The following is a 25,264-nucleotide window of genomic DNA, read 5'->3' on the forward strand; positions in this document are numbered from 1 at the left end:
ACCACAGCGGCGAGATCCTCGGCAAGCCCGCCCGCCAGATGGGGCGCCTCGGCAACGAGCACGCAACGAACACCCGCCATCGAAGCCAGGTTTTCGACGGCCGCGCCGGGCTGCGCGCCCGCCACCAGGACGTCGATGGTATCGCCCAGTTCACGGGCCGCCGTCAGCGTGGCCAGCGTGCTGGCGACGAGGCTGTCTCCAGCCGTCTCGGCTACAACCAATATGGTGTTCGTCATTTCAGATTACCCCCGCTTCGTTGCGCAGCTTGTGCAGCAGTTCATCGACGTCCGCGACCCGCACACCCGCCTCGCGGGGGACTGGCTCGCTGACTTCAACCCGCTCCACCCGCGGACGCATGTCGATGCCCAAGGCCTCGGGCGTGCGTTCTTCGATCGGGCGTTTTTTCGCCTTCATCATCGCGGGCAACTTCACGAAACGGGGCTCGTTGAGGCGCAGATCGGCCGTTACCACCGCCGGGAGTTCCAGCTCGACCGTCTGCTGGCCACCGTCGATCTCGCGCGCGACCCGCGCGCGGCCATCTTCGATGGTCAGCTCGGAAGCGAAGGTCCCCTGAGGCCAACCCAGCAATGCAGCGGTCATCTGCCCGGTCTGGTTGGCGTCATCGTCGATCGCCTGCTTGCCCAGCAGCACGAGGTCAACGGCCTCCTCGCGCGCGATTGCCGCCAGCAAGGCGGCCACATTCAGAGGCTGCGGCGGCATCTCTGCGTGGACCCGGATGGCGCGGTCCGCCCCCATTGCCAGGGCGCCGCGCAGGGTCTCCTGGCTTGCCTCGTCGCCCACCGTCACGGCCACCAGCTCGCTGCAAATACCGGCCTCTTTCAAGCGCACGGCCTCTTCCAGTGCGATCTCGTCGAAGGGGTTCGTCGACATCCGCACGTTCTCGGTCTCGACCCCGGTGCCATCGGCCTTGACCCGGATGTTGACGTTGTAGTCGATTACCCGCTTTACACCCACCAGCACTTTCATCGCTTGTCCTCCCGGTTACCGAGTGCTCCAACACGAAGCCCCGCCGCGGCTTACATCTCCGAATAGATCGGACCCTCGCCGCCCTGCGGCACGACCCACTGGATGTTCTGGGTCGGGTCCTTGATGTCACAGGTCTTGCAGTGCACGCAGTTCGCCGCGTTGATCTGCAGGCGCGGCCCGCCATGGCCGTCCACGATCTCGTACACCCCGGCCGGGCAATAGCGCGTCTCCGGTGCCCCAAAATCGGCCAGGTTCACCTGTATGGGGACGTCGGAATCACGCAAGCGCAGATGGCAGGGCTGATTCTCGTCGTGGTTGGTGTTCGACAGATGCACCGACGAGAGCAACGGGAAGGTGATCTCCCCGTCCGGCGGGGGATATTCAATGGGCCTGGCATCCGACTGCTTCTGCATCTGTTCATGATCCGCGTGCTGGGCCAGGGTCCAGGGTGCGCGGCCACCCAACAGGTAGGTATCCGCAGCGGCATACGCCAGCCCGCCCCATAAACCCCAACGGGCAAAGGCCGGGCGGATGTTGCGCGCGCGCTTGAGTTCGGGCCAGATCCAGGAATCGACGAGGGCCCGGTCCACACCCGTCGTTGCCGAATCGGATGTGTTCGCCCAATGCTCGAACACCGCATCCGCCGCCAGCATCCCGGACTTCATTGCGGTGTGCGTACCCTTGATGCGCGCCACGTTCAGCAGCCCCGCGGCATCCCCCACCAGCATTCCGCCGGGGAACTCCAGCTTCGGGCAGGACTGCAGCCCTCCCTCTACCAGGGCCCGTGCACCATACGAAAGGCGGCGACCACCCTCGAGATGGCGGCGAATCTCCGGATGCGTCTTGAACCGCTGCATCTCCTGATACGGCGAGAGATTCGGGTTGGCGTAGTCGAGCCCGATCACGAACCCCACGGACACGCGACGCTCGTCGAAGTGATACAGGAAGCCGCCGCCGTAGGTTCGGGAGTCCAGGGGCCAGCCGACCGTATGCACCACGGTGCCCGGTCGATGCACCTCCGCGCCCACTTCCCAGACCTCCTTGATGCCAATACCGTAGGTCTGCGGGTCGGCATCGCGGTCCAGGTCGTATGCCGCGATCACTTGCTGACTCAGCGACCCCCTGCAGCCCTCCGCCAGCAGGGTACGCCCCGCCACGATTTCTACACCCGGCTCGTGCTGTGGCCCGGGCGTGCCATCCGGCTGCAAACCGGTATCCGCGGTCGCGACGCCACGCACGGAACCCTGTTCGTCATACAGCACTTCGGCCGCCGCGAAACCCGGGTAGATATCCACCCCCAGGGCCTCCGCCTGCTCGCCCAGCCACCGGCAAAGATGGCCCAGGGACCCCACATAGTTGCCCTGGTTTTGCAGCGAACGCGGAATGGGTAGTCGCAAGCTTCCATGCTCGCGAAGCAACAGAAAGTGATCGTCGACCGCCGGCGTCTTCAACGGAGCTGCGAGATCGCGCCAGTCGGGGATCAACTCGTCCAGCGAGCGTGGATCGATCACCGCACCGGAAAGGATGTGCGCCCCGACCTCGGGCCCCTTTTCCAGTACGCAGACCGAGAGATCGTCCCGGCCCTGGTCCTGCGCCAGTTGGCGCAGACGGATCGCGGCCGCGAGGCCCGAAGGGCCCGCGCCCACGATGACCACATCCATCTTGATCTGCTCGCGTTCCATGGGGGTCTCCCGCTCAGTCGGCGTGGATGGGCTACTGCTCGACGAAGGCCCGCTCGATCACGTACTCACCCGGCACGCCTGTCCTGGGCGAGGCGGTGAAGCCCATCTGATCCAGCAGGTTCGACAGATCCTCGAGCATTGCGGGACTGCCACAGATCATGGCGCGGTCCTGCTCCGGATCGAGCTGCGGCAGACCGAGGTCTTCGGCCATCTTGCCGTTCTCGATCAGGTCCGTGATGCGACCCTGATGAACGAAGTCCTCGCGCGTGACCGTCGGGTAATAGAGCAATTGCTCCTGCGCGAGCTCACCGAGGTATTCGTGGTTCGGGAGCTCTTCCGTCAGGTATTCCTGGTAGGCCAGTTCGCTCTTGAAACGCACGCCATGGACCAGGATGACCTTCTCGAAGCGCTCGTAGGTCTCCGGATCGCGGATGATGCTCATATAGGGCGCAAGCCCGGTACCCGTACCGAACAGATACAGGTTCTTGCCCGGCAGCAGATCGTGGATCACCAGCGTTCCGGTGGCCTTGCGGCTTACCAGGAGCTGGTCACCCTCGTTGATGTGCTGCAGACGCGAGGTCAACGGGCCGTCCGGTACCTTGATGCTCAGGAACTCGAGGTATTCCTCGTGGTTCGGGCTCACGATGCTGTAGGCCCGCAGCAGGGGCTTGCCCTCCACCTCGAGTCCGATCATTACGAAATGACCGTTCTCGAAGCGCAGACCGGGGTCGCGGGTCGTGGTGAAACTGAACAACGTATCGTTCCAGTGGTGCACGCTCAGTACTTCTTGCGGGTCACAGGCTGCCATGAGGTCTACCTCCCAGATTCCAGTCGGGCTGTGTTTTCATCATTGATTGAACGGGTCGCGTCCCTGACGCTGATGTCCCACAGATAGCGCCAGGGATAGACGCCCTGCTCATGGCCATCGGAGAACACGAAGCGAACCCCGCTGACTCCGAACGGAACGATGTCGACCACGTCCACGTGAGTGGCATCCGTGACCGGCTCGTCCCGGCGCCGCGCCACGGTGCAATGGGCGCAGCGACAGGCCAGGCGCAATGCCTCGAATCGCTTGCAGGTGACCTCGCCGGACGGCCAGCAAAACTCAACCTCGCCGGTCTGTCCTTGCAGACGGATCTCGCTCGGCGGTTGCATGCTCATTACGCATGCCCCCCGGCGACCATCGGGCCACCCTCAACGGGGCAGGTTCGAGCCAGTTCCGCCAGCACGGACTCTTCGATCACCAGGGTGGTTACCGGCGGCCACAACAGGGGGTTGTCCGGATCGTCCACCGGACGGGCACCGAGCAGGGTGGCCACGCCCGTCAACCACGCACCCAGAAAGGCGCTGCGCGAAACCCAACTTGTAATGACAAGGCGCGACATAATGAATCAGCGCTCCAGTTCGGCCAGCTTGCCCGTTCGCTCAATCCACTCTTCCGCCTCCGGAAGCGGATCCTTGCTTGTGTTGATGACGGGCCAGATGACGGCCAGTTCGGCATTCAAGTCGAGCAGGTACTGCTGGTCATCGGTCAGCTCCCCCTCCGGCTGTATCGCCTCGGGTGGGCACTCCGGCACGCACAGATCGCAGTCGATGCATTCCGCCGGGTCGATCACCAGCATGTTGGGACCCTCATGGAAGCAGTCCGCCGGACAGACCTCGACGCAATCGGTGTACTTGCACCGGATACAGTTCTCGTTCACTACGTAAGTCACGTTCGCCTCCGTTCGGCTACACGTCGCATCTGCGGAATACGCGCGGTGAATCAACTCGCCACGCGCAGCTTCGACTGAGCCCACAAGGCGGTCTTGCGGACATCGGGATCGGGGTCATCCAGCGCGCTTTCCACATACGCCTGCGCCCGCGAATCACCGATCTCGCCCAGCGCGCCGACCGCGGCCTTGCGCAGGTTCGACACCGGGTCATCGGTGCACACGCCCACTGCCTCCACGGCCTGAGGGTCGCCGAGGGTGCCCAGCGCCTCCACCGCCTTCTCGCGCACCTGCCAGAAGGAATCGCGCGTGCCGTCGATCAGGCTCTGCAGGGCAAGCCGCAGGCGCAGCTTGCCGATCATGGAGGCAGCCTCGGCGCGGACCTGCCAGTTCTCGTCCTGCAGCCCGGCCAGCAGGGCCTCGCCAATCGAGTCGGGATCGCCGTACGACAAGGCGCTCACGGCAACACGCCGCACATCCGGGTCGGCGTCGTCGCGAGCCCGCTCGATCAGCACCGGGAGATTCGCCGGAGAGCGAAGCCATCCGAGAACGGAGACCGCCTCGCGACGCACGCCGGCATCCGCATGCTGAAGCATGGCCAGGGCCGGCTCGCAGCTCTCGGCGAGACGCATGGGCTTGAGTGCCCCCAGCACGCCGATGATGACGAACGGGTCGTCGCTGCCTTTCAGCGCACCCAGTAACGGCTGCGCCGCATCGGTGTCCTTCAGGTCCGCCAGGGCGTGCGCAGCGGCATTGCGCACCGCCTCGTCGCTATCGCTAAGGGCCGCCAGCAAGGCATCCGCGATGTCGGCGGATTCGAACTCGTCAACCACCTTGGCCGCCTCGCGGCGGACCGACGGGTCCGGGTCCTTCAGGGCCGTCGTCAGCAGATCGGCAGCCTCGGGCTCGGCACTGTCCACCAGGGCCAGCACACCCACGCGGCGCATTTCCACATCGTCGGAGGCCAGCTTGTCTGCAATATCCTGCAATTCGGGATCGTCGTATTGGCTCATTTGGCTCACCTTCAGCTCAGCAGGTACGGGATGTTCACGGTGACCGCGTCGGTCGGACAGTCCTTCTCGCAAGGCATGCAGTACCAGCATTCGTCGTAGTGCATGTGGGCCTTGCCCGTGACCTCGTCGATCAGCAGGACATCCAGCGGGCAGACGTCGATGCAGACTCGGCAGCCCTTGTCGGCGATGCATTTGTCTTCATCGACCACCACCGGGACGGTGGTCTTGTGGTTGGCTACAGGCATTTCGTTTCCCCCTTATTCGGCGGCGACTTCGTCGGTGTTTTCGATCCGCATGGACTGGTAGGCCGACAGCTCGTCGTCATCCAGCGGGATGATGTAGGGATCCACCGGACGCGTGCCCGTGCACATGGTCCCGTCTTCGCCCTTGTACAGGCGGCTGTGACAGAACCAGTTCTCATCGTCGCGCTCGGGGTAATCGATGGAGTAGTGGTACAGCCCCCAACGGGACTCCTTGCGGGCCATCGAGGCACGTGCGGCCATCTCGGCGCAGTCGACGATCGAATGCACCTCCAGGGCACGCAGCAACTCGTGCGGATCGCGGGCGTGCAGCTTCGACAAGTCCTCGCGCACCTGCAGGATGCGGCTGAGCCCGATCTCCATCTTCTTGGTGACCTTGGGCGGCTGCAGGTAGTCGTTCACGAGGCGGCGCACCTTGTATTCCATTTGTTCCGGCGGGATACCGTCCTCGGCGTCCAGCGGCGCCATCACGCGCTCGAGTTCCGCGGCGACAAGCGAATCGTCCAGCGGGGCGTCGTTCCAGTCGCCGACGTACCGGGCCGCGCTCTCGCCACATATCTGGCCGTAGACGAATGCGCCGAGCATGTAGCTGTGCGGGACCGAACCCATGTCCCCGGCCGCGTACAGGCCCGGCACGGTGGTCTCGCCGTGTTCGTTGATCCACACCCCGGAGGCCGAGTGACCGCTGCAGAAACCGACCTCGGAGATGTGCATCTCCAGCATATGTTCCCGATAGTTGGTGCCGCGCCCGGCGTGGAAACGTTCACGCGATGGCCGTTCGTTGGTATGCAGGACCGTCTCGATCTCCTGGATGGTTTCCTCTGCCAGGTGATCGACCTTCAGGTACACCGGACCCTTGCCGCCTTCCAGCTCGCGGTAGAACTCGAGCATCATCTGGCCGGACCAGTAGTCGCACTCGATGAAGCGTTCACCCTGGGCGTTTGCTGTGTATCCCCCCAGGGGGCCCGTAACGTAGGCGCAAGCCGGGCCGTTGTAGTCCTTCAACAACGGGTTGATCTGGTAACACTCCAGGTTCGCGAGGTCCGCCCCGGCGTGATACGCCATCGCGTGGCCGTCACCGACGTTGGTAGGGTTCTCGTAAGTCCCGTAGAGGTACCCGGAGGTGGGGAGACCCAGGCGCCCGGCGGCACCGGTCGCCATGATCACGGCCTTTGCGCGGATCAACAGTGGTTCCGAGGTGCGGGTGTTCACCGCAAAGGCGCCCGCGATCTTGCCGTCACGATCCTTCAGCAGGCGGGTCGCCTGGTACCGGTTTTCCACCTTCACGCGATTTCGGCGCAAGCGCCGGTACAGGATCTTCTTGACGTTGTGACCCTCGGGCATGGGCAGCACATAGCTCCCCATGTGGTGGACCTTCTTCACGTCGTAGTCGCCGGTCTCATCCTTCTGGAAGTGCACGCCCCAGGAGTCCAGCTTCTGGATCATGTCGTAGGATCGCTCGGCATAGGCCAGTACGGCCTTCTGATGGACGATGCCGTCATTTGCGGTGGTAATTTCCTTCACATACTGCTCGGGCGTCGCCCGCCCCGGGATGATGGCGTTGTTCAGCCCATCCATCCCCATGGAGATCGCGCCGGACCGTTTCACGTTGGCCTTTTCCAGCAACATGACGTCCAGCTCGGGGTTCTCCTCCTTGACGGTCACGGCCGCCAGCGGCCCCCCGGTCCCGCCACCAATCACCAGGACGTCCATCTCGACTGTTTTGATTTCGCTGACTTTCATAGCTACTCCTCGTTGGGATCCGTGCAGAACTTGCAGTTGAACGTGTCTTCGCGGAAGGACAGGCTCTCGACGTCAAAGGGACGGCCGGAACGATCCATGAAGACTCGGGTGAGCTTCAGGATGGATGCCCGCTCGGGCAGCTTGAGCGCGGCGGCTGCCACCGGCTCCGGGTGACACGCCTCGATCTCGATACGCGCCCCACGGACACCGATTCGGAGCCGGTTCTTGAGAACCGCCAGGGTGTCAATGTCGAGGTCACGGCTGAATATCCGACGTCCAATGGCGAGGGGCAGAAAACTCTCGCTGACCATGACCGGTTGTGACCGCAGGTGCTGTACCTGACGGATGGCGGTTACCCGGTCGCCGGGTTTCAGCCGGAGCTCCCGCGCGACCAGGGGGGGCGGCTCGACCTCGCTCAAGGAAAGCAGGCGCACATCGGCCTGACCGATCTGGCTGGTCACGGTCTCGCCAAAGGCCTCCATGCTGCGCAACTCCTGGGTAACCCGAGGCCGCGCGACAAAGTTGCCCCGCCCTTGCGCGGTCACGAGCAGGCCTTCGGCTCGCAACTCCTGCAAGGCGCGACGGACGGTGATCCGACTCACCTCGAAGGCCTCGATCAATTCCTTCTCGGTTGCCAGCCGCTCGTGCGGCGCCCGCACCCCTTGCAAGATGTCGCGCCGCAGGCTGTCTCGAACCCAGCCGTACAGGGGCTTCCCCCGCGCCGCCCGGATCGCGTTTCGCGACGGACCGGGAGCGGAGGGTACTTGTTGTTGGTCGGAGTCCAGCATATGTCCTAACCTATCATGACAAGTTATATTGAGCAAACCGAATCCGGCTCGCACAGGGCTAGACCGCCGGCCCCTGCTGCTCGAACGCCCGCGTGGTCTCGGCGCGGATCAGATCCAGGCACTGCTTTTTCAACTCGACGAAACGAGGCTCGGTCACGATGTCGTGGGTGCGGGGGTGCGGGAGGTCGACCCGGATGTCTTCGATCAGGCGGCCGGGGCTGGCACTCATCACGATGATGCGGTCGGCCAGAAACACGGCTTCCTCGATGTCATGCGTCACGAAGATGATCGTGGTGTGAAACTCCTGGCGCAGATCCACGAGGTTCTGCTGCATCATCGAGCGGGTCTGGGCATCCAGGGCGCCGAACGGCTCGTCCATCAGCAGCACGTCGGGGTAGTTCGCCAGTGCCCGGGCAATCCCGACACGTTGCTGCATGCCGCCGGAGAGCTGCGCGGGGTAGTGATTGCCATAGGCCGACAACCCGACCATGCCGAGAAAGGTGCGCGCGACACTGTCGGACTCGGTCACCGAGTGGCCTGCCATGCGCGGGCCAAAGGCGACGTTCTTGCGCACGCTCTTCCAGGGAAACAGCGAGTGTTGCTGGAAGACCATCCCGCGCTCGGGACCGGGGCCGCTCACCCGCTTGCCATCGACCTCCACATGCCCGGCCGTGGGGTCGACAAATCCCGCCACTGCGTTCATCAGCGTCGACTTTCCGCAGCCCGAGGGGCCCAGCAAGCAGATGAACTCGCCCGGCTCGACCTCCAGATTGGCACCGTCGACCGCCACGTTTCGGCGGCCGCCCGTGTTGAATTCAATGGAGACATCCGAGATCCGGATCCGGCCCGCCTCCGGGCGAGCCCCCCGTGACCCGCCTCGAACGGGCTTCTTGCGCGAGGGCCCCTCGCCAAACGCCCATAGGTTTCCAAGTCTCATTTCGTACCCCGTTGCAAGATGGTTTGTACAAGTCGCAATGCGACTGAGCGGCTGCCGATTCAGCGCTGCCAGCGCAGGAAGGGACGCGTGCCATATCGCACCAGCAGGGTGGACAAGGTCCCCAGCAGTCCGATCGTGACCATGCCCACGATGATCTGCGGGTACTGGATCAGCGAATAGGAACTCCAGGTGAAGTAGCCAATGCCGTACTGGCCACTAATGATTTCGCCGGCCAGAAGCGAGAACCATGCGATCCCCATTCCAATCGCCATCCCCGCAACAATGCTGGGGAGGGCCGCCGGCAGGACCACATGAATCAGAATGGAGGTACTGGATGCGCCCAGCGCCCGGGCCGCGCGAACGAGCTCCTTGGGCGTTTGGTCCACGCCGTGCATGGTGTTCAGCACAATCGGGAAGAAGGCCCCCAGGAAAGTGATAAAGATGATGCTGCTCTGCTCGGTTGGCAGCATCAGGATCGCCAACGGAATCCACGCCACTGCGGGAATGGGCCGGAAGATCTCCACGTAGGGGGAAAACACGTCCTCCACAATACGAATGCGGCCCATGAACACCCCCAGCGCGATCCCGGATACCGTGGCAAGCCCGAAGGCCACGGCCACGCGTTCGACACTGGCCACGATGTGCCGGTAGAACGTGTCGGATGACAGCAACTCGAGCAGCACCCCGCCCACGACCGCCGGCGCGGGCACGTTCTCGAAATCGAGCAACAACCTGAAATCATTCGTGGCCGCCAGATGCCACAAGCCAATCAGGATCAGTACCGAAAGAATCCGGACGGCGTAACGGCCCCACCAGGTACCGCTCGACTTCTTGAACCAGGCGCCGGCCTTCGCTCCCGTGGCCACCGCCCCGTCGCTCGCGCCCGCTTGGCTCGTACCCGTCTGCACGTCCGTAGGTGAATTCCCCGGCGTCCCGGCGGGCGCACCCACCGTGGAACTGCCGGCTTCCGCCACGGCTGGTCCAACCTTCACCGGGTCGTCCGCAACAGACACAGTCTTGTCAGTCATCAACCATCCCTCGTTTCCATGGATCCCGGCGAGACGCCCGGGAGAGCGAACACTCAACTTGTGCTGACGTGTTCTTACGCCCTGGGAAAGTTGCAGCATCCATGCCAATACCCCCGCTCCGGCCGAGAACAGCCGCAAGGGGCTGTTTTTGGGGAAACGCTTGGACACCCGGGGCGAACGCAAGAGGGCGACACACGGAAGGACGTGCATCACGTGCGGGCATGCCAGCCCCAATACGGGGCAACGGATGGAGCGAAACGGGGGGCGAGAGGACAAGTGCCGCCCCGTGGTCGGGAACCGCTGAACGGTCAGCGGCCGGTAAAACCGCCGGCGATCAGGTGCTGGCGCAGGGCCGCCTGGCCCTCGGTGACGCGGGCACGGGGGCCGCGCAGGCCCAGTTCAACCTGCGGGGCCTGGCGATCCATCCGCGGAAGGCAGGAGATGCGCAGATCGGGGAACTCGGCCTCCATCGCCTCGAGCACCGGGACCAGCCGGCTTTCGGTGACGTTCTCCAGGCGCAGGGTCTCCTCGACAGACCCGGCCGACGCATCGCGCCCGGGGAAGCGCTGATCCAGAACCCAGCGGGCCATCGGTTCGGCCATGGCCGGAAAGCCGGGGACACAATGGTGGCGTTCGCAGCTGAAGCCGGGGATCCCGTTGACGGGATTGGGGATCAGGCCCGCGCCCTCGGGGAGCTCGGCCATGCGCACGCGGTGGGGCCAGGCTTCGGCGCCGAAGCGCTCCTCGAGGATGGCCATGAACTCCGGGTGCGGCAGCAGTGGCCGGCCCAGCGCCTCGGCCAGGCAGGCGCGGGTCCGGTCGTCCGGGGTGGCACCGATGCCGCCAAAGCTGAACACCTCGGCACCGCTTGCCAGGGTTTCGCCCAAGGTCCGCGTCAGCAGGCGAGCGTTGTCGCCGACGATGCGGAGCCAGGCGAGTTCAAGGCCCTTTTCCGCCAGCGCCTCGGTCAGGTGCTGCTGATGCCGGTCGCGGCGCTTGCCGCTCAGGAGTTCGTCCCCGATGATCACGGCACCGATCTCGATCGCGTCCGTTTCGGTGGGCTCCCGCTCGCGGTCGGCCATCGCGGGTCGTTCCATCGCGGCGTTACTGTTTGGCGCCCAGCGCGAGCGCCCGCTCGCGGGCGGCCGCGCGCGCCTCGGGGGCGTTGTCCGGATCATGGAGCCACGGCGCCAGGTGCTGATGCAGCAGCCCGGCCAGGAAGTCGAGGTGATCCGCGCGGTCGTTCAGCGCCGGGATGTAGTGGAAGCGCTCGCCTCCGGCCTCCTGGAAGATCTCGCGGTTCTCGTCGCCGATCTCCTCGAGAGTCTCGAGACAATCCGCGGAGAAGCCGGGGCAGATCACGTCCACCGAGCGCACGCCCTGACCCGGCAGGGCCTCCAGGGTCTTGTCGGTGTAGGGCTGCAGCCATTCCTCGCGGCCAAAGCGTGACTGGAAGGTGACCTGCCACTGGTCGTCGTTCAGGCCCAGCGCCTGCGCAAGCTTGTGCCCGGTGGCATGGCACAGGCAGTGGTAGGGGTCGCCCTGCAACAGGTAGCGTTTGGGGATCCCATGGAAGGACATCACCAGGCGATCGGCCTGGCCGTGTTCCTCCCAGTGCTCGCGCACGCTGTTGGCCAGGGCCTCGATATAACCGGGCTGGGCGTCGTAGGCGGCAATGAACTGCAGGTCCGGCACCCAGCGCCAGCCCTGGAGCACGTCGGCCACTGCATCGAAAGTGGAACCGTTGGTGCTGGCCGAGTACTGCGGATACAGCGGCAGGACCACCACGCGGCGCACGCCCTGCCGACGCAGTTCGTCCAGCCCGGCGGCAATAGACGGGTTGCCGTAGCGCATCCCCAGGGCCACCGGGACATCCTCGCCCGCCTGCTCGGCCAGGCGGCTACGCACGCCTTCGGCCTGGCGCTTCGAGATCGCCAGCAGCGGCGAGCCCTCGTCCGTCCAGACGGTTGCGTATTTCGCCGCCGAGCGCTTCGGACGGATGTTCAGGATCACGCCATTCAGGATCGCCCACCAGATCGGGCGCGGGACCTCGACGACGCGCGGATCCCACAGGAATTCCTTCAGGTAGCGGCGCAGGGCGGGCGCGGTGGGCTCGTCCGGGGTACCCAGATTGGTCAGCAACACGCCAACGCCGCGCGCCTGGCCGTGGCGATAGTCCGCTTCTCCGAAGTACTTCATGGGGCTCCTTGCAGGCATGGGGGACAGTGACTCCCTGTCGGAGTCACGCAGCGTGGCTTTGGTTCACACGCCAAGGATACCCGCGGGCACGAGTGGGCGCGCGCCCGGGACGGATCAGACGCTACGCCCCCGCAACGGGCTGGTACGCGGGAAGTGTGCCTGCAGGAATTCCATCTGGTCCGCCAGCACCCGCTTGCCCTTGAGGAAGATGTATTCCGCGTGGGTGGGGGTGAACGGGATGGCGAGCAGTTGCATCCCCGCCTCTTCCGGCGTGAACCCGGCCTTGTGATTGTTGCAGCGCTTGCAGGCGGTGACCACGTTGGTCCAGGTGTCCTCGCCATGCTGGCTGATCGGCGTCACATGGTCCCGGGACAGGTCGCGTTCCGCGAATGAATGGCCGCAGTAGAGACAGAGGTGGGCGTCTCTGCGGAACAGGGTGGTGTTGTTGAGCGGGGGAATGTAGTCGTTGAAGCGGGACTGGCGGGTGCCGTGGGTGGCGATGATCGAATTGACCTCGACCCTGGACCGCAACCCGGTGCGGGCGTTGACGCCGCCGCGCATGCGATAAAGCGGACTGCCACAGGTGTAGGCCACCTGCTCGGTATAGTAGAGGCGCACGGCCTGCTCCAGGCCGATCCACTCCAGCGGCATGCCCGCGGCATCCGTGCGCAGGACCTGATGCTCGTTCGGCAACATGACCCGTCCCGTCTCAAGGAAACACGGATTTGCTCACGCGGGGTGCGAGTGAACAAATCCATGCCCCCTTCACTTTTACCCGAAAAACAATAAACAGCCTTCGGGAACAAAGCAATTACAACGCCATGACCCGAGGTATCGTACGCTCGCCCGATCGGAACGAGCCGCCGCAAGCGGCGGACACGGTTTAAGCACGAGCCCGGATCCGCTACACTCGCGGGTCGTTTTTTGTGCGGCTCGCCTGTTTCGTGCGGGCCGCATCCGATTTCACCACCCGCGAGCGCGGCTGACCGTCCCACAGGGAATAGGGGATGCTTGGCCCGGGGAGAGAGCGCATGGCAATCAAATTATCCGTTCCCAAGGAGTCCGCCAGCGGCGAACGCCGCGTGGCCCTGGATCCGTCGGTAGCGGCCAAGTTCAGCGATATGGGCATCACCGTGCAACTGGAGAAGGGTGCCGGTTCCAACGCCCATTTCCCGGACGCGGCCTATGACAAGGCCACCGTGGTCGACACCGAGACCGCCTACGGCCAGTCGGACCTGATGGTCCGCGTGGCACCGCCGACGGTCGAGGAGATCAACCAGTTGCCGGAAGGCTCGACGGTGGTCAGCCTGTTCCACGCGCACCGCAACCCGGACGTGGTCAAGGCAATGCAGGAGCGCAAGATCCTGAGCTTCGCGATGGAGCTGATCCCGCGCATCTCGCGCGCCCAGAGCATGGACGTGCTGTCCTCGCAGGCCGCGGTGGTCGGCTACAAGGGCGCGATCATGGGCTCCGACCTGTCCTGCCGCTTCTTCCCGATGCTGACCACCGCGGCCGGCACCATCCGCCCGGCCAAGGTGATCGTGATCGGTGCCGGCGTGGCCGGTCTGCAGGCGATCGCCACGGCCAAGCGCCTGGGCGCGATGGTGGAAGCCTATGACGTGCGCTCCGCCACCAAGGAGCAGGTCGAGTCGCTGGGCGCGAAGTTCCTCGATCTCGGCGTCTCCGCCGAGGGCGAGGGCGGCTACGCCCGCGAACTGACGGCGGAAGAGAAGCAACAGCAGCAGGATGCGCTGGGCGAGTTCATCTCGAAGGCGGACGTGCTGATCACCACCGCCGCGATCCCCGGCCGCGACGCGCCGAAACTGATCCCCAAGAACATGGTCGAGGGCATGAAGCCGGGCGCGGTCATCATCGATCTGGCGGCCGAGGGTGGCGGCAACTGCGAACTGAGCAAGCCGGGCAAGACCAGCCGGCAAAAGGGCGTGATCATCCATGCCCCGCTGAACGTGCCCTCGCAGGTCCCGCTGCATGCCTCCGAGATGTACGCCAAGAACCTGCTGAATTTCCTCACGCCGATGATCGCCGAGGGCGGCGAGTTCCAGCCCGACTGGGAGGACGAGGTCATTGCCAAGAGCGTGCTGACCCGCGACGGTGAGATCGTGCACGAAGCCACCCGCGAGGCCCTGAAGGGAGCGAACTCATGATCATCGAAGGCTTTATCGCGCTGTACATCTTCATGCTCGCGGCCTTCACCGGCTACGAGATCATCTCCAAGGTGCCGGTCATCCTGCACACCCCGCTGATGTCCGGTTCCAACTTCGTCCACGGCATCGTGCTGGTCGGGACCATGGTCGCGCTCGGCCATGCCACCACCCCGCTGGAACAGGCCATCGGCTTTGTCGCCGTGATCCTGGCGGCGGGCAACGCCGTGGGTGGCTATGTCGTCACCGAACGCATGCTGGAGATGTTCAAGACCAGCAAGAAGGACGACAAGAAGGGAGATAACGCATGAGCATGATCATCAACCTCGCCTATTTTGCGGCGGCGGTACTGTTCATCGTCGGCCTCAAGCAGATGTCCTCGCCGACCACCGCGCGGCCGGGCATCATCTGGGCCGGCGTGGGCATGGTGATCGCCACGCTCGTGACCTTCGTGCACCCGGAAGTGTCCGGGGGCGTGAACTACACCCTGATTATCCTGGGTATCGTCATCGGTGGCGGCCTGGCCTGGTGGAGCGGCAAGAAGGTCGCCATGACCGACATGCCGCAGATGATCGCGTTGTACAACGGCATGGGCGGCGGTGCCGCGGCCGGCATCGGCGCGATCTACCTGCTGCAGGCCACCCCGGAAACCGTCAGCAACACCGGTCTGGCGATTGCCACGACCGGCTCGCTGATCGGATCGGTCGCCTTCTCCGGCTCGCTGGTGGCCTACGCCAAGCTGCAGGGCCTGATGAAGAAGACCTTCCACTTCCCGGGCCAGCAGGTGGTGAATATCGCCATCTTTGTCATCACCGTGATCCTCGGCTTCATGCTGGCGACTAGCGGCGGCGAGATCGGCTCGGCCACGCTACTGCTCTTCTTCGTCCTGTCGCTGGCCTTCGGCATCCTGATGACCCTTCCGATCGGCGGCGCCGACATGCCGGTGGTCATCTCGCTGTACAACGCCCTCACTGGCCTCGCGGTCGGGCTCAAGGGCATCGTGCTCGACAACCCGGCCCTGATGATCGCCGGGATCGTGGTCGGGGCGGCCGGCACTCTGCTCACCCAGTTGATGGCGAAGGCGATGAACCGCCCGATCAAGAACATCCTGTTCAGTCAGTTCGGTGGTGGCGGCGGCGGTGCCGAAGAAGCGATCGAAGGCACCATGAAGGAGATCCAGGCCAACGACGCCGGGATCATGATGGCCTACGCCGAGAAGGTCATTATCGTGCCGGGCTACGGCATGGCCGTGGCACAGGCGCAGCACAAGATCTGGGAATTCACCCAGCTGCTGCAGAAGCGCGGCGTGGACGTGAAATTCGCGATCCACCCGGTCGCGGGCCGCATGCCCGGGCACATGAACGTGCTGCTCGCCGAAGCCGGGGTGCCCTACGACATCATCTTCGACCTCGACGAGATCAACGAAGAGTTCAAGACCGCGGATGTCGCCATGGTGATCGGCGCGAACGACGTCGTGAACCCGGTGGCCCGGACCAACCCGGATTCGCCGATCTACGGCATGCCGATCCTCAACGCCGACGAGGCAAAGAACGTCATCTGCGTCAAGCGCGGCAAGGGCTCCGGGTTCTCGGGCATCGAGAACCACCTGTTCTACGCCGACAACAACCAGATGCTGTACGGCGACGGCCAGAAGGTGGCCGCCGAACTCGTGGCCTCGGTCAAGGCACTCGGCTAGTCGGCCCGACCCAACGGCGGGGAGCGCAAAGGGACCCGCAACCGAAACCCGGCCAACCGCGTGGCGGTGCCGGGTTTTTTGTTGGCTCACCGCGCATCGCGGGGGAAGCGGCACGGCTTGGTACACGCCCCCCGAAAAAGAACTCGGGAGCAGAAATCTATACACTCCCTGTACAAACTGCCCACAAGCGGCGCGCCCGCACCCCGGTTAGGACACATTGCATGCACTTCGTGTCATATAAAAACTGCAACTATCTGTTTATGCGAAATAAATAGCATCTGGTCGCTTTTTGCCCAATCCAAGCCGGCCCCAGCAGTAACAAGCATTTAGGACCACCCTCACCGTTTCGCCCACAGAGTTATCCACAGCTTTTGTGGATAACCCCACCCGCGGTAAGACGGCCACTCCCCCCTCCACGAAGTCCGACACAGTAGACTGTGCGCATGCCTGCCGCGCCCCGAATCGCCCGTATCGCGCTGGATCGCCCCCTGGACCGGCTGTTCGACTACCTCATCCCCGACGCCCTGTCGCTCGCACCGGGGCAGCGCGTCCGTGTGCCCTTCGGCCGCGGGACGACCATCGGGCTGGTTGTCGCAATGGCGTCCACCAGCGAGGTACCGTCCGGCCGGCTGCGAGCCCTCCTCGAGTCCCCCGAGGCCGAGCCGCTCCTGGGGCCCCGGCTGCTGGAACTCCTGCAGTTCGGCGCCCGCTACTACCATCACCCCCTGGGCGAGGCGCTGCTGGGCGCACTCCCCCCGGCCGTCCGTCACGGGGACCCGCTGCCGGCGCTCACGCCGGAGACGCTGTGGCGCAAAACCCCCGAGGGCGCCCGAGCGCTGGCCGACGGCGACGCGCGCGGAAGACGCCAGCAGGCCGTCCTCCGGGCACTGGGAAACGGACACGGCGCGGCGGCACTGGACCGCGCCACGCTGGCCGCCGCCACCGGGCTGCAGCTCGCCCCGCGCGAACTGCACGCCCTGGCGCAACGCGGCTGGCTGGAGGCCACCACCCCCGACCCCGAACAACCCCCTCCGCCGAATATCAGCGACCACAGACTAACCCCCGACCAGCGAGCCGCCATAGACGCCCTCGCGTCGGGAACCAGCGCACCGCTGCTGCTGGAAGGCGTGACCGGCAGCGGCAAGACCGAGGTCTACCTGCAGATGGCCGAACGCGTGCTGGCGCACGGCCACGCGGCCCTGTTCCTGATCCCCGAGATCGCCCTGACGCCACAGCTCAGCGCGCGCATCCAGCAGCGATTCCCCGGCCAGGTCGCGCTGCTCCACTCCGGCCTGGCCGAGGGCGAGCGCCTGCGCGCCTGGGAAGCCGCCCGCCGGGGACAGCGCCGCATCGTGGTCGGCACCCGTTCCGCACTGTTCACGCCCCTGCCCGACCTCGGCCTGATCATCGTCGACGAGGAACACGACAGCGCCTTCAAGCAGCAGGACGGGTTCCGTTACAACGCCCGTGACCTGGCCATCAAGCGCGGCCAGCTGGAACAGGCCGCGGTGGTGCTGGGCTCGGCCACGCCAACCCTGGAGACCCTGCACGCCGCCACCACCGGGCGCTACGGCCACGCCCGCCTGACCACGCGCCCGGACGGGACTCACCCGCCCACTGTCGAGACCGTCGACACCCGGGTACACACCCCGGACGAAGGCCTGACCGCTCCGCTTCTGGATGCCATGCAGCAGACCCTGGCCGCCGGCCACCAGTGCTTTTTGCTGCTGAACCGGCGCGGATTTGCCCGCGTACTGGCCTGCGACGCCTGCGGCTGGGTGGCCGAATGCCCGGACTGCGATGCGCGGCTCACCATCCACGCCCACAACCCACGCGCGGTGTGTCACCTGTGCGGCCACCACGGACCGCGGCCCGAACGCTGTCCGGAATGCGGCGAACCGCTCGCTCAGCGCGGCCTCGGCACGCAGCGTCTGGAACAGGCCCTGGCGCGGCACTTCCCCGGCATTCCCCTGATCCGCCTGGACCGCGACAGCATCCGCCACAAGGGCGCACTGGAGGAGGCGCTGGACCGCATCCGCCGGCTGAATGCCGCCATCGTCGTCGGCACCCAGATGCTGGCCAAGGGCCACGACTTCCCGCAGGTCGGCCTGGTGGGTGTGATCGATGTCGATCAGGGCCTGTTCAGCGTCGACCTGCGCGCCACCGAGAACACCCTCCAGTTAATCGTGCAGGCCGCCGGACGCGCCGGGCGTGGCTCCGGCGGCGGCCGTGTCCTGTTGCAGACCGGCCACCCGGACCACCCCCTGATCCGCGGCCTGAACGCCGCCGACTACCCGGCCATGGTCGCGCCCCTGCTGGCGGAGCGCGAGGCCGCCGGGATGCCGCCCCACGGCCACCTGGCTCTGGTCCGGGTCGAGGCCGGCGATGCCGAAACCACCCGCCGGCATGCCGAGCGCATCGCCACCCACCTGCGCGATACGGCCACCGAAGGCCTGCGCGTGCTCGGCCCGGCGCCCGCACCGCGGCACCGGGTCAATCGCCGCTTCCGTGAACAAATCCTGCTACAGTCCACCCGCCGCAATCCGCTGCACGAGAGCCTGGCCCGGGCACGCCACGCCTGGCAGGCCGACGACCTTCCACGCGGCACCCGCATCGCCATCGACATCGACCCCGTCTCGCTCGCCTGACCCCGGTCACGATCAACGTACCGGGGCGGCACGCCCGGCGCTTCCGGGTTAGAATGCGGCCCTTTTTAGACCACGGATCGAGCCCCTCTTGAAAGACACCCTGACCGAGGCCCTCGCGGCCGCACTGGAGACCCTGGTCGCCGATGGCCGCGTACCCGCCGACCACGGCGTCGAAGTACAGGTCACGCGTGCCCGCGACCGCGAACATGGCGACTTCGCCGCCAACCTCGCGATGCAACTGGCACGCCCGGCGAAATCGAAGCCGCGCGATCTGGCCGAGGCCCTGTGCGCCGCCATGCCCGAGGTGCCCGGCCTCGCCGCCACCGAGATCGCCGGCCCCGGTTTCATCAATTTCCGCCTGGCCGCGGATGCCCGCACGCTGGTGCTGGGCCGGGTCGCCGCCCAGGGCACCAACTTCGGCCGCTCCAGCGTGGGCGGCGGACGCCCGGTGCAGGTGGAGTTCGTCTCCGCCAACCCCACCGGGCCGCTGCATGTGGGTCACGGCCGCGGCGCGGCCTTCGGCGCCACCGTCGCCGACCTGCTCGACTTCTGCGGCTTCGACGTGACCCGCGAGTACTACGTGAACGACGCGGGGCGGCAGATGAACATCCTCGCCGCCAGCGTCTGGCTGCGTTACCTGGAACAACACGGGGTCCTGGTCCCGTTCCCCGCCAATGGCTACCGGGGCGACTACATCTACCCGGTCGCCGACACCCTGACCGCGCAGATCGGCGACAAGGCGGTGCACCCGGCCGAGGCCGTCACCCGCGGCCTCCCGGCGGACGAACCCGACGGCGGCGACAAGGAGGTCTTCATCGACGCCGTGATCGCCCGCGCCCGCGAACTGCTGGGCGAGACGCTCTACCGCGAGGTATTCGACTGCGGCCTGAACGCGATCCTCGACGATATCCGCAACGACCTGCGCGATTTCGGTGTGGAGTATCAGTGCTGGTTCTCCGAACGCAGCCTGGCCGACTCCGGCGCGATCGACGCCGTGGTGGAGGATCTTCAGGCGCGCGGCGCGCTGTACGAGCAGGACGGGGCCCTGTGGTTCCGTTCGACCGACTACGGCGACGACAAGGACCGCGTGGTGCGCCGCGAGAACGGCGACTACACCTACTTCGCCTCCGACATCGCCTACCACCGCGAGAAATTCCAGCGCGGCTTCGAGCGCGTCATCAACATCTGGGGCGCCGACCACCACGGCTACGTCCCGCGCGTGCGCGCTGCCCTGCAGGCCCTGGGCCTGGAGGCCGACCGCCTCGACGTGCTGCTGGTGCAGTTCGCGATCCTCTACCGCAGTGGCGAGCGCCTGCCGATGTCCACCCGTGCCGGGCAGTTCGTCACCCTGCGCGAGCTGCGCGACGAGGTCGGCTCGGATGCCGCGCGCTTCTTCTACGTCCAGCGCCGCTGCGACCAGCACCTGGACTTCGACCTCGACCTCGCCAAGTCGCAGTCCAACGACAACCCGATGTACTACATCCAGTACGCCCACGCGCGCATCGCCAGCGTGCTGCGCACCGCCGCCGAGCGCGGGCACGCCCCGGCCGCGGCCGACGCGGAAGGCCTGAGCACGCGTCTGACCGAGCCGCAGGAAGACGACCTGCTGGATCGCCTGGACCGCTTCCCCGAGGTGATCGCGGCGGCGGCCGAGGCCTGCGAACCGCACCAGATCGCCCAGTACCTGCGCGAGCTGGCCGCCGGCTTCCATGCCTACTACAACGCCGTGCCCTTCCTGAACGCGGAGGATGGCGCCGTGATCGGGGCACGCCTCGCGCTGCTGACCGGCGCCAAGCAGGTCCTGCACAATGGCCTGCGTCTGCTGGGCGTAACCGCCCCGGAACGGATGTAGACCATGGCCCAGGCACGCAAGACCCGTCGCAAGTCCACCCCGCGGAAGGCCTCGCGGCCGATTCCCGGCTGGGCATGGATGGTGATCGGTCTGCTGATCGGACTGGGCATTGCCGCCGTGCTGTACCTGCAGGGCGCCGACCGCTCGCCGGATCTGGGCGCGCTGTTCGGCGACCCGGCGACCGAGACCGCCGCCCCGACCCCGGCCCCCGTGGAACGCGAGACCGTCCCGTCGGACGACGAACCCCGGTTCCGCTACTACGAACTGCTTCCGGAGGACGAGATCCGGGTGCCGGATTCCGGTCGTGACACCCCCACCCCTTCCATACCCCCGGCGGCATCACCCGACGAGGGGGAGCCGGTCATCCTGCAGACCGGCTCGTTCCAACGCTTTGCCCAGGCCGACGAGATGAAGGCCCGCCTGACCCTGCTCGGCCTCGATCCGCAGGTGCACGAGGTCGAGATCCAGGGCGAGACCTGGTACCGCGTCTACCTCGGCCCGTTCAGCGACGAGGACCGCGTGCGCCAGGCGCTCGAGCGCCTGCGCACGGAGAACATCGAGGCCCTGCGCCTGCGCTACCAGGGCTGAGCGTGACACCGGCCCCCGCACCGGATCTCGATGCCCTCGCGGCCCGCATCGAGGTGCTGCCCGCCGGCCGCGAACGCAAAGACCTCGCCGACCTGCTGCGCCGGGCCCGCCAGCGCCAGAAGCGCGGGCAGCCGTTCGACCGCATGGCCCGCACCCTCGCCGAGCGCCTGGCTACCACCGAGGGAGCCGGCCCCCAGGCAGGCAACGACGAGCGCACCCGCCTGCGCCCGCAGCCCGTCTACGCCGGCGACCTGCCCATCCATGCCGAGCGCGAACGCATCGTCGCCGCCATCCGCGAGCACCCGGTTCTGGTGCTGTGCGGCGAGACCGGCTCCGGCAAGACCACCCAGCTGCCCAAGCTGTGCCTGGAGGCCGGGCGCGGCGAGACGGGGCTGATCGGCCATACCCAGCCACGTCGCATCGCTGCGCGCTCGGTGGCCAGCCGCATCGCAGAGGAACTGGGCACCACGCTGGGCGGCGACCGCGATTCCACAGTCGGCTTCAAAGTGCGCTTCGCCGACCAGACCGGGCCGAACAACTGGGTCAAGCTGATGACCGACGGCATGCTGCTGGCGGAACTGGCGCACGACCCGGACCTGCGCGCCTACGACACGCTGATCGTCGACGAGGCGCACGAACGCAGCCTGAACATCGACTTCCTGATGGGCGTGCTCAAGCGCCTGTCACACAAGCGCCCCGAGCTGCGCATCATCATCACCTCGGCAACGCTGGATCCGGAGCGGCTGTCCCGGTTCTTTGACGACGCCCCGATCCTGACCGTGGCCGGGCGCACCTACCCGGTCGAACTGCGCTACCGCCCGATCGAGCCCGAAGACACCGGCGAGGACGAATCCACAGAACGCGGCGAACGCGACCTGTTCGACGGCATCCGCGACGCGGTGGCGGAATGCGAACGCGCCGGCCCCGGCGACATCCTGGTGTTCCTGCCCGGCGAGCGCGAGATCCGCGACGCCCACAAGGCCCTGCGCGGCCAGGTACGCGCCGACACCGAGGTCCTGGCGCTGTACGCGCGCCTGTCCGCGCGCGAGCAGGCGCGCGTGTTCCAGTCCCACGCCGGGCGGCGCATCGTGCTCGCGACCAACGTCGCCGAGACCGCTCTGACCGTGCCCGGAATCCGCTTCGTGATCGACTCGGGGCTAGCCCGCGTCTCGCGCTATTCCTGGCGCTCGCGGGTGCAGCGCCTCAGCCTGGAGCCGATCTCGCAAGCCGCCTGCGACCAGCGCGCCGGGCGCTGCGGTCGCCTGGGCCCCGGCATTTGCATCCGGCTGTTCTCGGAGGACGACTACAACCTGCGCCCGCCGTTCACCGACCCGGAGATCCAGCGCTCCAACCTCGCGTCGGTGATCCTGCAGATGGCCGCGCTGAAACTCGGCCAGCCGCGGCAGTTCCCGTTCGTCGACCCGCCCGACCCGCGCCTGGTCAAGGACGGCTATCGCCTGCTGGAGGAGCTGGGCGCGGTGGACGCGCGCGGACGCATCACGCCGCGCGGCCGTCAGCTGGCGCGCATGCCCATCGACCCGCGCCATGGCGCAATGTTGCTGGCCGGAACCGACCATGGCTGCGTCACCGAGACCGCGACCATCGCCGCCTTCCTGTCGCTGCAGGACCCGCGCGAGCGCCCGGCCGAGGCCACCCAGGCGGCGGACCAGGCCCACCGCGAATTCCAGGTCGAGGGCTCCGACTTCATGGGCATGCTGCGGCTCTGGGACGCCTGGCACACCGCCCGCGAGGACCTCGGGTCCAGTGCCCTGAAGCGCTGGTGCCGCGAGCACTTCCTGAACTTCCTGCGCATGCGCGAGTGGCAGGAACTGCGCGTGCAGCTCCTTCGCCTGGCCCGCGAGATGAACCTGAAGCCGAACCACCAGTCAGCCGACGCCGAACCCGTGCACCGTGCACTGCTGACCGGACTGGTCAGCCAGGTCGGGCAGAAGACCGAACGCGGCGACTACCTCGGCGCACGCAACCGCCGTTTCCAGATCCACCCCGGCTCGGTCCTGGCGAAGAAGAAACCGGCCTGGGTGATGAGCGCGGAGATCGCCGAGACCACCCGCGTCTACGCCCGCGACAACGCGCGCATCGAACCCGACTGGATCCTGGCCGCCGCCCCGCACCTGCTCAAGCACCACATCTTCGAGCCGCATTTTCAGCGCCGCAGCGGGCGCGTCGGGGCCTTCGACCGCATCACCCTGTACGGCCTGGTCGTGGCACCGAAGAAGCCAGTGGACTTCGCCAAGCACGATCCGGCCGAGGCGCGGCGCATCCTGATCCGCGAGGGCCTGGTCGGCGGCGAGCTGCGCACGCGTTCCAGCGGCGTACAGGCCAACCGCGACGCGGTCGCCGAGATCGCCGAACAGGAGGCGCGCGGCCGCCGCCGTGACCTGCTGGTAGAGGAGGACCGGCTGTTCGATTTCTACGATGCCCGCCTGCCGGCCGAGATCACCGACGGCACGAGCTTCGAGACCTGGGCGCGCAAGGCCGAGAAGAAGCACCCCGACGCCCTGCGGATCGACCGTGCAGAGCTAATGAACGAGCCGGACACCGCGCTCCCCCTGGGGGCCTATCCCGACCACCTGGAGATCGAGGGCCTGCGCCTGCCACTGGCCTACCGCTTCGAGCCCGGCCAGCCGGACGACGGCGTGACCGTGACCATTCCCATTGCCGCGCTGAACGCGGTGCCCGACTGGCTGGGCGACTGGCTGGTGCCGGGGCTGCTGGAAGAACGCGTGACCGCGCTGCTGCGCAGCCTGCCCAAGAGCCTGCGCCGCCAGTTCGTGCCCGCCCCGGACTTCGCCCAGGCCGCCCTGGCCCGCATCGAGCAGCGCCAGGGCCCGTTGATCCCGGCCCTGGCCGAGGCCCTGCGCGCCATGACCGGCACCGAGATCCCGCTAGAGGCCTGGCGTCCGGAGACCCTGGAGCCGCACCTGGTCATGCGCTTTCGCATCCTCGCCCCGGAGGGCCACGAGCAGGCCAGCGGCCGCGACCTGGCCGCGCTCAAGCGCCAACTGGGCGACAGCGCCGAGGCGCACTTCGACGCCAGCCGCCCCGACGAGGTCACCCGCGAGGGCATCACCGAATGGGACTTCGGCGCCCTGCCTGAGAATGTCGAGTTCGACCACCAGGGGGCGCAACTGCGCGCCTTCCCGATCCTGGTCGACCGCGGCGACTCCGTCTCGCTGGAGCTGGAACCCGACCCCGCGAAGGCCGAACGTGCCCACCGCGCGGGCCTGCGCCGGTTGTTCCTGCTCGGCGCACGCAAGACCGCGCGCGACCTGCGCCGCCAGCTCCCGGAGATCGAACGCGCCTGCCTGAACTACTCGACGCTGGGCAGCTGCGAGGCCCTGCGTGACCAGATCCTGGAGGCGGCCGGCGACCGCGTGTTCCTGACCGAGCCCTGGCCGCGTGACGCCGACGCCTTCGCCCGGCGGCTGGACGAAGCCCTGCCCGCGTTCTCGCCCACCGTAATGGAACTCTCGCGCCTGACAGCCGGGATCCTGTGCCGCTGGCACGACCTGCGCACGCGGCTGCAGGGCGACCTGCCCCTGTCCTGGATCGAGGCCGCGCGCGATATCCGCGGACAACTCGACGCCCTGGTGCCGACCGATTTCCTGCTGCGCATCCCGCACGACGTGCTGCCGGAGCTACCGCGCTATCTGGAGGCGATCGAGAAACGCCTGGAGCGCCTGACTCAAGCCCCGGACAAGGACCGCGCCCGGCGCGTCGCCGTGGAACCGCTGTGGCAGCAGGCGCAGGAGCTGGTCGAACGTGCACCGGACCATCCGGATGTCCTGGCCTTTCGCTACCGTATCGAGGAGTTCCGTGTCTCGCAGTTCGCCCAGGAGCTGGGCACGCGCGAGAAAGTCTCCCCCAAACGCCTGGAACGCGAACACGCGACACTGATCCAACGACTGGCCAGTGGCACATGAATCGTTTTGATAGGGGAAGCAACGG

General features: G+C 66.8%; 22 protein-coding genes and 1 pseudogene. 7 read left to right on the top strand and 16 right to left on the bottom strand.

Going from position 1 to position 25,264, the window contains the following annotated elements:
* The 16 genes and pseudogenes from ACESLR_RS06935 to ACESLR_RS07010 all read right to left on the bottom strand — a co-directional run.
* Positions 1-236 (bottom strand): annotated as a pseudogene (locus ACESLR_RS06935) (electron transfer flavoprotein subunit alpha/FixB family protein); the annotation flags it as partial.
* A 1-nt stretch (position 237) separates the two neighbouring features.
* Positions 238-987, bottom strand: a complete 750-nt coding sequence (locus ACESLR_RS06940) for an electron transfer flavoprotein subunit beta/FixA family protein (RefSeq protein ID WP_373025055.1) — start codon at positions 985-987, stop codon at positions 238-240.
* A gap of 50 nt (positions 988-1,037) precedes the next feature.
* Positions 1,038-2,669, bottom strand: coding sequence for an electron transfer flavoprotein-ubiquinone oxidoreductase (locus ACESLR_RS06945; protein WP_373066898.1), 1,632 nt, complete (start codon positions 2,667-2,669; stop codon positions 1,038-1,040).
* 31 nt (positions 2,670-2,700) lie between these two features.
* Positions 2,701-3,477 (bottom strand): ferredoxin--NADP reductase, encoded by a 777-nt coding sequence (locus tag ACESLR_RS06950; protein ID WP_373025057.1) that lies wholly within the window; start codon positions 3,475-3,477, stop codon positions 2,701-2,703.
* A gap of 5 nt (positions 3,478-3,482) precedes the next feature.
* The gene (locus tag ACESLR_RS06955) at positions 3,483-3,830 is read right to left on the bottom strand and encodes a gamma-butyrobetaine hydroxylase-like domain-containing protein (RefSeq protein WP_373025058.1); all 348 of its coding nucleotides are present in this window, start codon (positions 3,828-3,830) and stop codon (positions 3,483-3,485) included.
* Positions 3,830-4,054: a hypothetical protein gene (locus ACESLR_RS06960; RefSeq protein WP_373025059.1), complete on the bottom strand. Its 225-nt coding sequence runs from the start codon at positions 4,052-4,054 to the stop codon at positions 3,830-3,832. The genes ACESLR_RS06955 and ACESLR_RS06960 overlap by 1 nt, the downstream gene beginning before the upstream one ends.
* Before the next feature lie 6 nt (positions 4,055-4,060).
* A complete protein-coding gene (gene fdxA / locus ACESLR_RS06965; RefSeq protein ID WP_373025060.1) occupies positions 4,061-4,384 on the bottom strand; it encodes a ferredoxin FdxA in 324 nt (107 codons plus the stop codon).
* Between the two features lie 50 nt (positions 4,385-4,434).
* Positions 4,435-5,394, bottom strand: coding sequence for a HEAT repeat domain-containing protein (locus ACESLR_RS06970; protein ID WP_373025061.1), 960 nt, complete (start codon positions 5,392-5,394; stop codon positions 4,435-4,437).
* Between the two features lie 11 nt (positions 5,395-5,405).
* Positions 5,406-5,639: a ferredoxin family protein gene (locus tag ACESLR_RS06975; protein WP_373025062.1), complete on the bottom strand. Its 234-nt coding sequence runs from the start codon at positions 5,637-5,639 to the stop codon at positions 5,406-5,408.
* A gap of 12 nt (positions 5,640-5,651) precedes the next feature.
* Positions 5,652-7,397: a fumarate reductase/succinate dehydrogenase flavoprotein subunit gene (locus ACESLR_RS06980; protein WP_373025063.1), complete on the bottom strand. Its 1,746-nt coding sequence runs from the start codon at positions 7,395-7,397 to the stop codon at positions 5,652-5,654.
* A 2-nt stretch (positions 7,398-7,399) separates the two neighbouring features.
* The gene (locus tag ACESLR_RS06985; RefSeq protein WP_373025064.1) at positions 7,400-8,185 is read right to left on the bottom strand and encodes a GntR family transcriptional regulator; all 786 of its coding nucleotides are present in this window, start codon (positions 8,183-8,185) and stop codon (positions 7,400-7,402) included.
* Positions 8,186-8,243: 58 nt separating this feature from the next.
* Positions 8,244-9,026 (bottom strand): ABC transporter ATP-binding protein, encoded by a 783-nt coding sequence (locus tag ACESLR_RS06990; protein ID WP_373025080.1) that lies wholly within the window; start codon positions 9,024-9,026, stop codon positions 8,244-8,246.
* 155 nt (positions 9,027-9,181) lie between these two features.
* Entirely contained in the window at positions 9,182-9,913 is a 732-nt protein-coding gene (locus ACESLR_RS06995) for an ABC transporter permease (RefSeq protein ID WP_373025081.1), read from the bottom strand.
* A 545-nt stretch (positions 9,914-10,458) separates the two neighbouring features.
* Positions 10,459-11,232 carry a competence/damage-inducible protein A gene (locus tag ACESLR_RS07000; protein WP_373025082.1) on the bottom strand — a complete coding sequence of 258 codons (774 nt, stop codon included), beginning with the start codon at positions 11,230-11,232 and terminating at the stop codon, positions 10,459-10,461.
* A 22-nt stretch (positions 11,233-11,254) separates the two neighbouring features.
* On the bottom strand, positions 11,255-12,349 hold the full coding sequence (gene hemH / locus ACESLR_RS07005; protein WP_373025065.1) for a ferrochelatase: 1,095 nt from the start codon (positions 12,347-12,349) through the stop codon (positions 11,255-11,257).
* Between the two features lie 114 nt (positions 12,350-12,463).
* On the bottom strand, positions 12,464-13,045 hold the full coding sequence (locus ACESLR_RS07010; RefSeq protein ID WP_024327763.1) for an HNH endonuclease: 582 nt from the start codon (positions 13,043-13,045) through the stop codon (positions 12,464-12,466).
* 335 nt (positions 13,046-13,380) lie between these two features.
* On the opposite strand from ACESLR_RS07010, the gene ACESLR_RS07015 reads away from it, so the two are divergent.
* From ACESLR_RS07015 to hrpA, 7 genes are all read left to right on the top strand, one after another.
* The gene (locus tag ACESLR_RS07015) at positions 13,381-14,514 is read left to right on the top strand and encodes an NAD(P) transhydrogenase subunit alpha (protein ID WP_373025066.1); all 1,134 of its coding nucleotides are present in this window, start codon (positions 13,381-13,383) and stop codon (positions 14,512-14,514) included.
* Positions 14,511-14,822, top strand: a complete 312-nt coding sequence (locus ACESLR_RS07020) for an NAD(P) transhydrogenase subunit alpha (RefSeq protein ID WP_017942675.1) — start codon at positions 14,511-14,513, stop codon at positions 14,820-14,822. Before ACESLR_RS07015 ends, ACESLR_RS07020 begins: the two co-directional genes overlap by 4 nt.
* On the top strand, positions 14,819-16,207 hold the full coding sequence (locus tag ACESLR_RS07025) for an NAD(P)(+) transhydrogenase (Re/Si-specific) subunit beta (protein WP_373025067.1): 1,389 nt from the start codon (positions 14,819-14,821) through the stop codon (positions 16,205-16,207). Before ACESLR_RS07020 ends, ACESLR_RS07025 begins: the two co-directional genes overlap by 4 nt.
* Before the next feature lie 443 nt (positions 16,208-16,650).
* The gene (locus ACESLR_RS07030) at positions 16,651-18,855 is read left to right on the top strand and encodes a primosomal protein N' (protein WP_373025068.1); all 2,205 of its coding nucleotides are present in this window, start codon (positions 16,651-16,653) and stop codon (positions 18,853-18,855) included.
* Between the two features lie 88 nt (positions 18,856-18,943).
* Positions 18,944-20,707, top strand: coding sequence for an arginine--tRNA ligase (argS, locus tag ACESLR_RS07035; RefSeq protein WP_373025069.1), 1,764 nt, complete (start codon positions 18,944-18,946; stop codon positions 20,705-20,707).
* Positions 20,708-20,710: 3 nt separating this feature from the next.
* Complete coding sequence (locus ACESLR_RS07040) at positions 20,711-21,295, top strand: SPOR domain-containing protein (RefSeq protein WP_373025070.1); 585 nt, start codon at positions 20,711-20,713, stop codon at positions 21,293-21,295.
* Positions 21,296-21,297: 2 nt separating this feature from the next.
* Positions 21,298-25,239, top strand: coding sequence for an ATP-dependent RNA helicase HrpA (gene hrpA / locus ACESLR_RS07045; RefSeq protein ID WP_373066902.1), 3,942 nt, complete (start codon positions 21,298-21,300; stop codon positions 25,237-25,239).
* The last annotated feature ends 25 nt before the right edge of the window (positions 25,240-25,264 follow it).

Source organism: Thioalkalivibrio sp. (assembly GCF_041685615.1).
GTDB lineage: Bacteria > Pseudomonadota > Gammaproteobacteria > Ectothiorhodospirales > Ectothiorhodospiraceae > Thioalkalivibrio.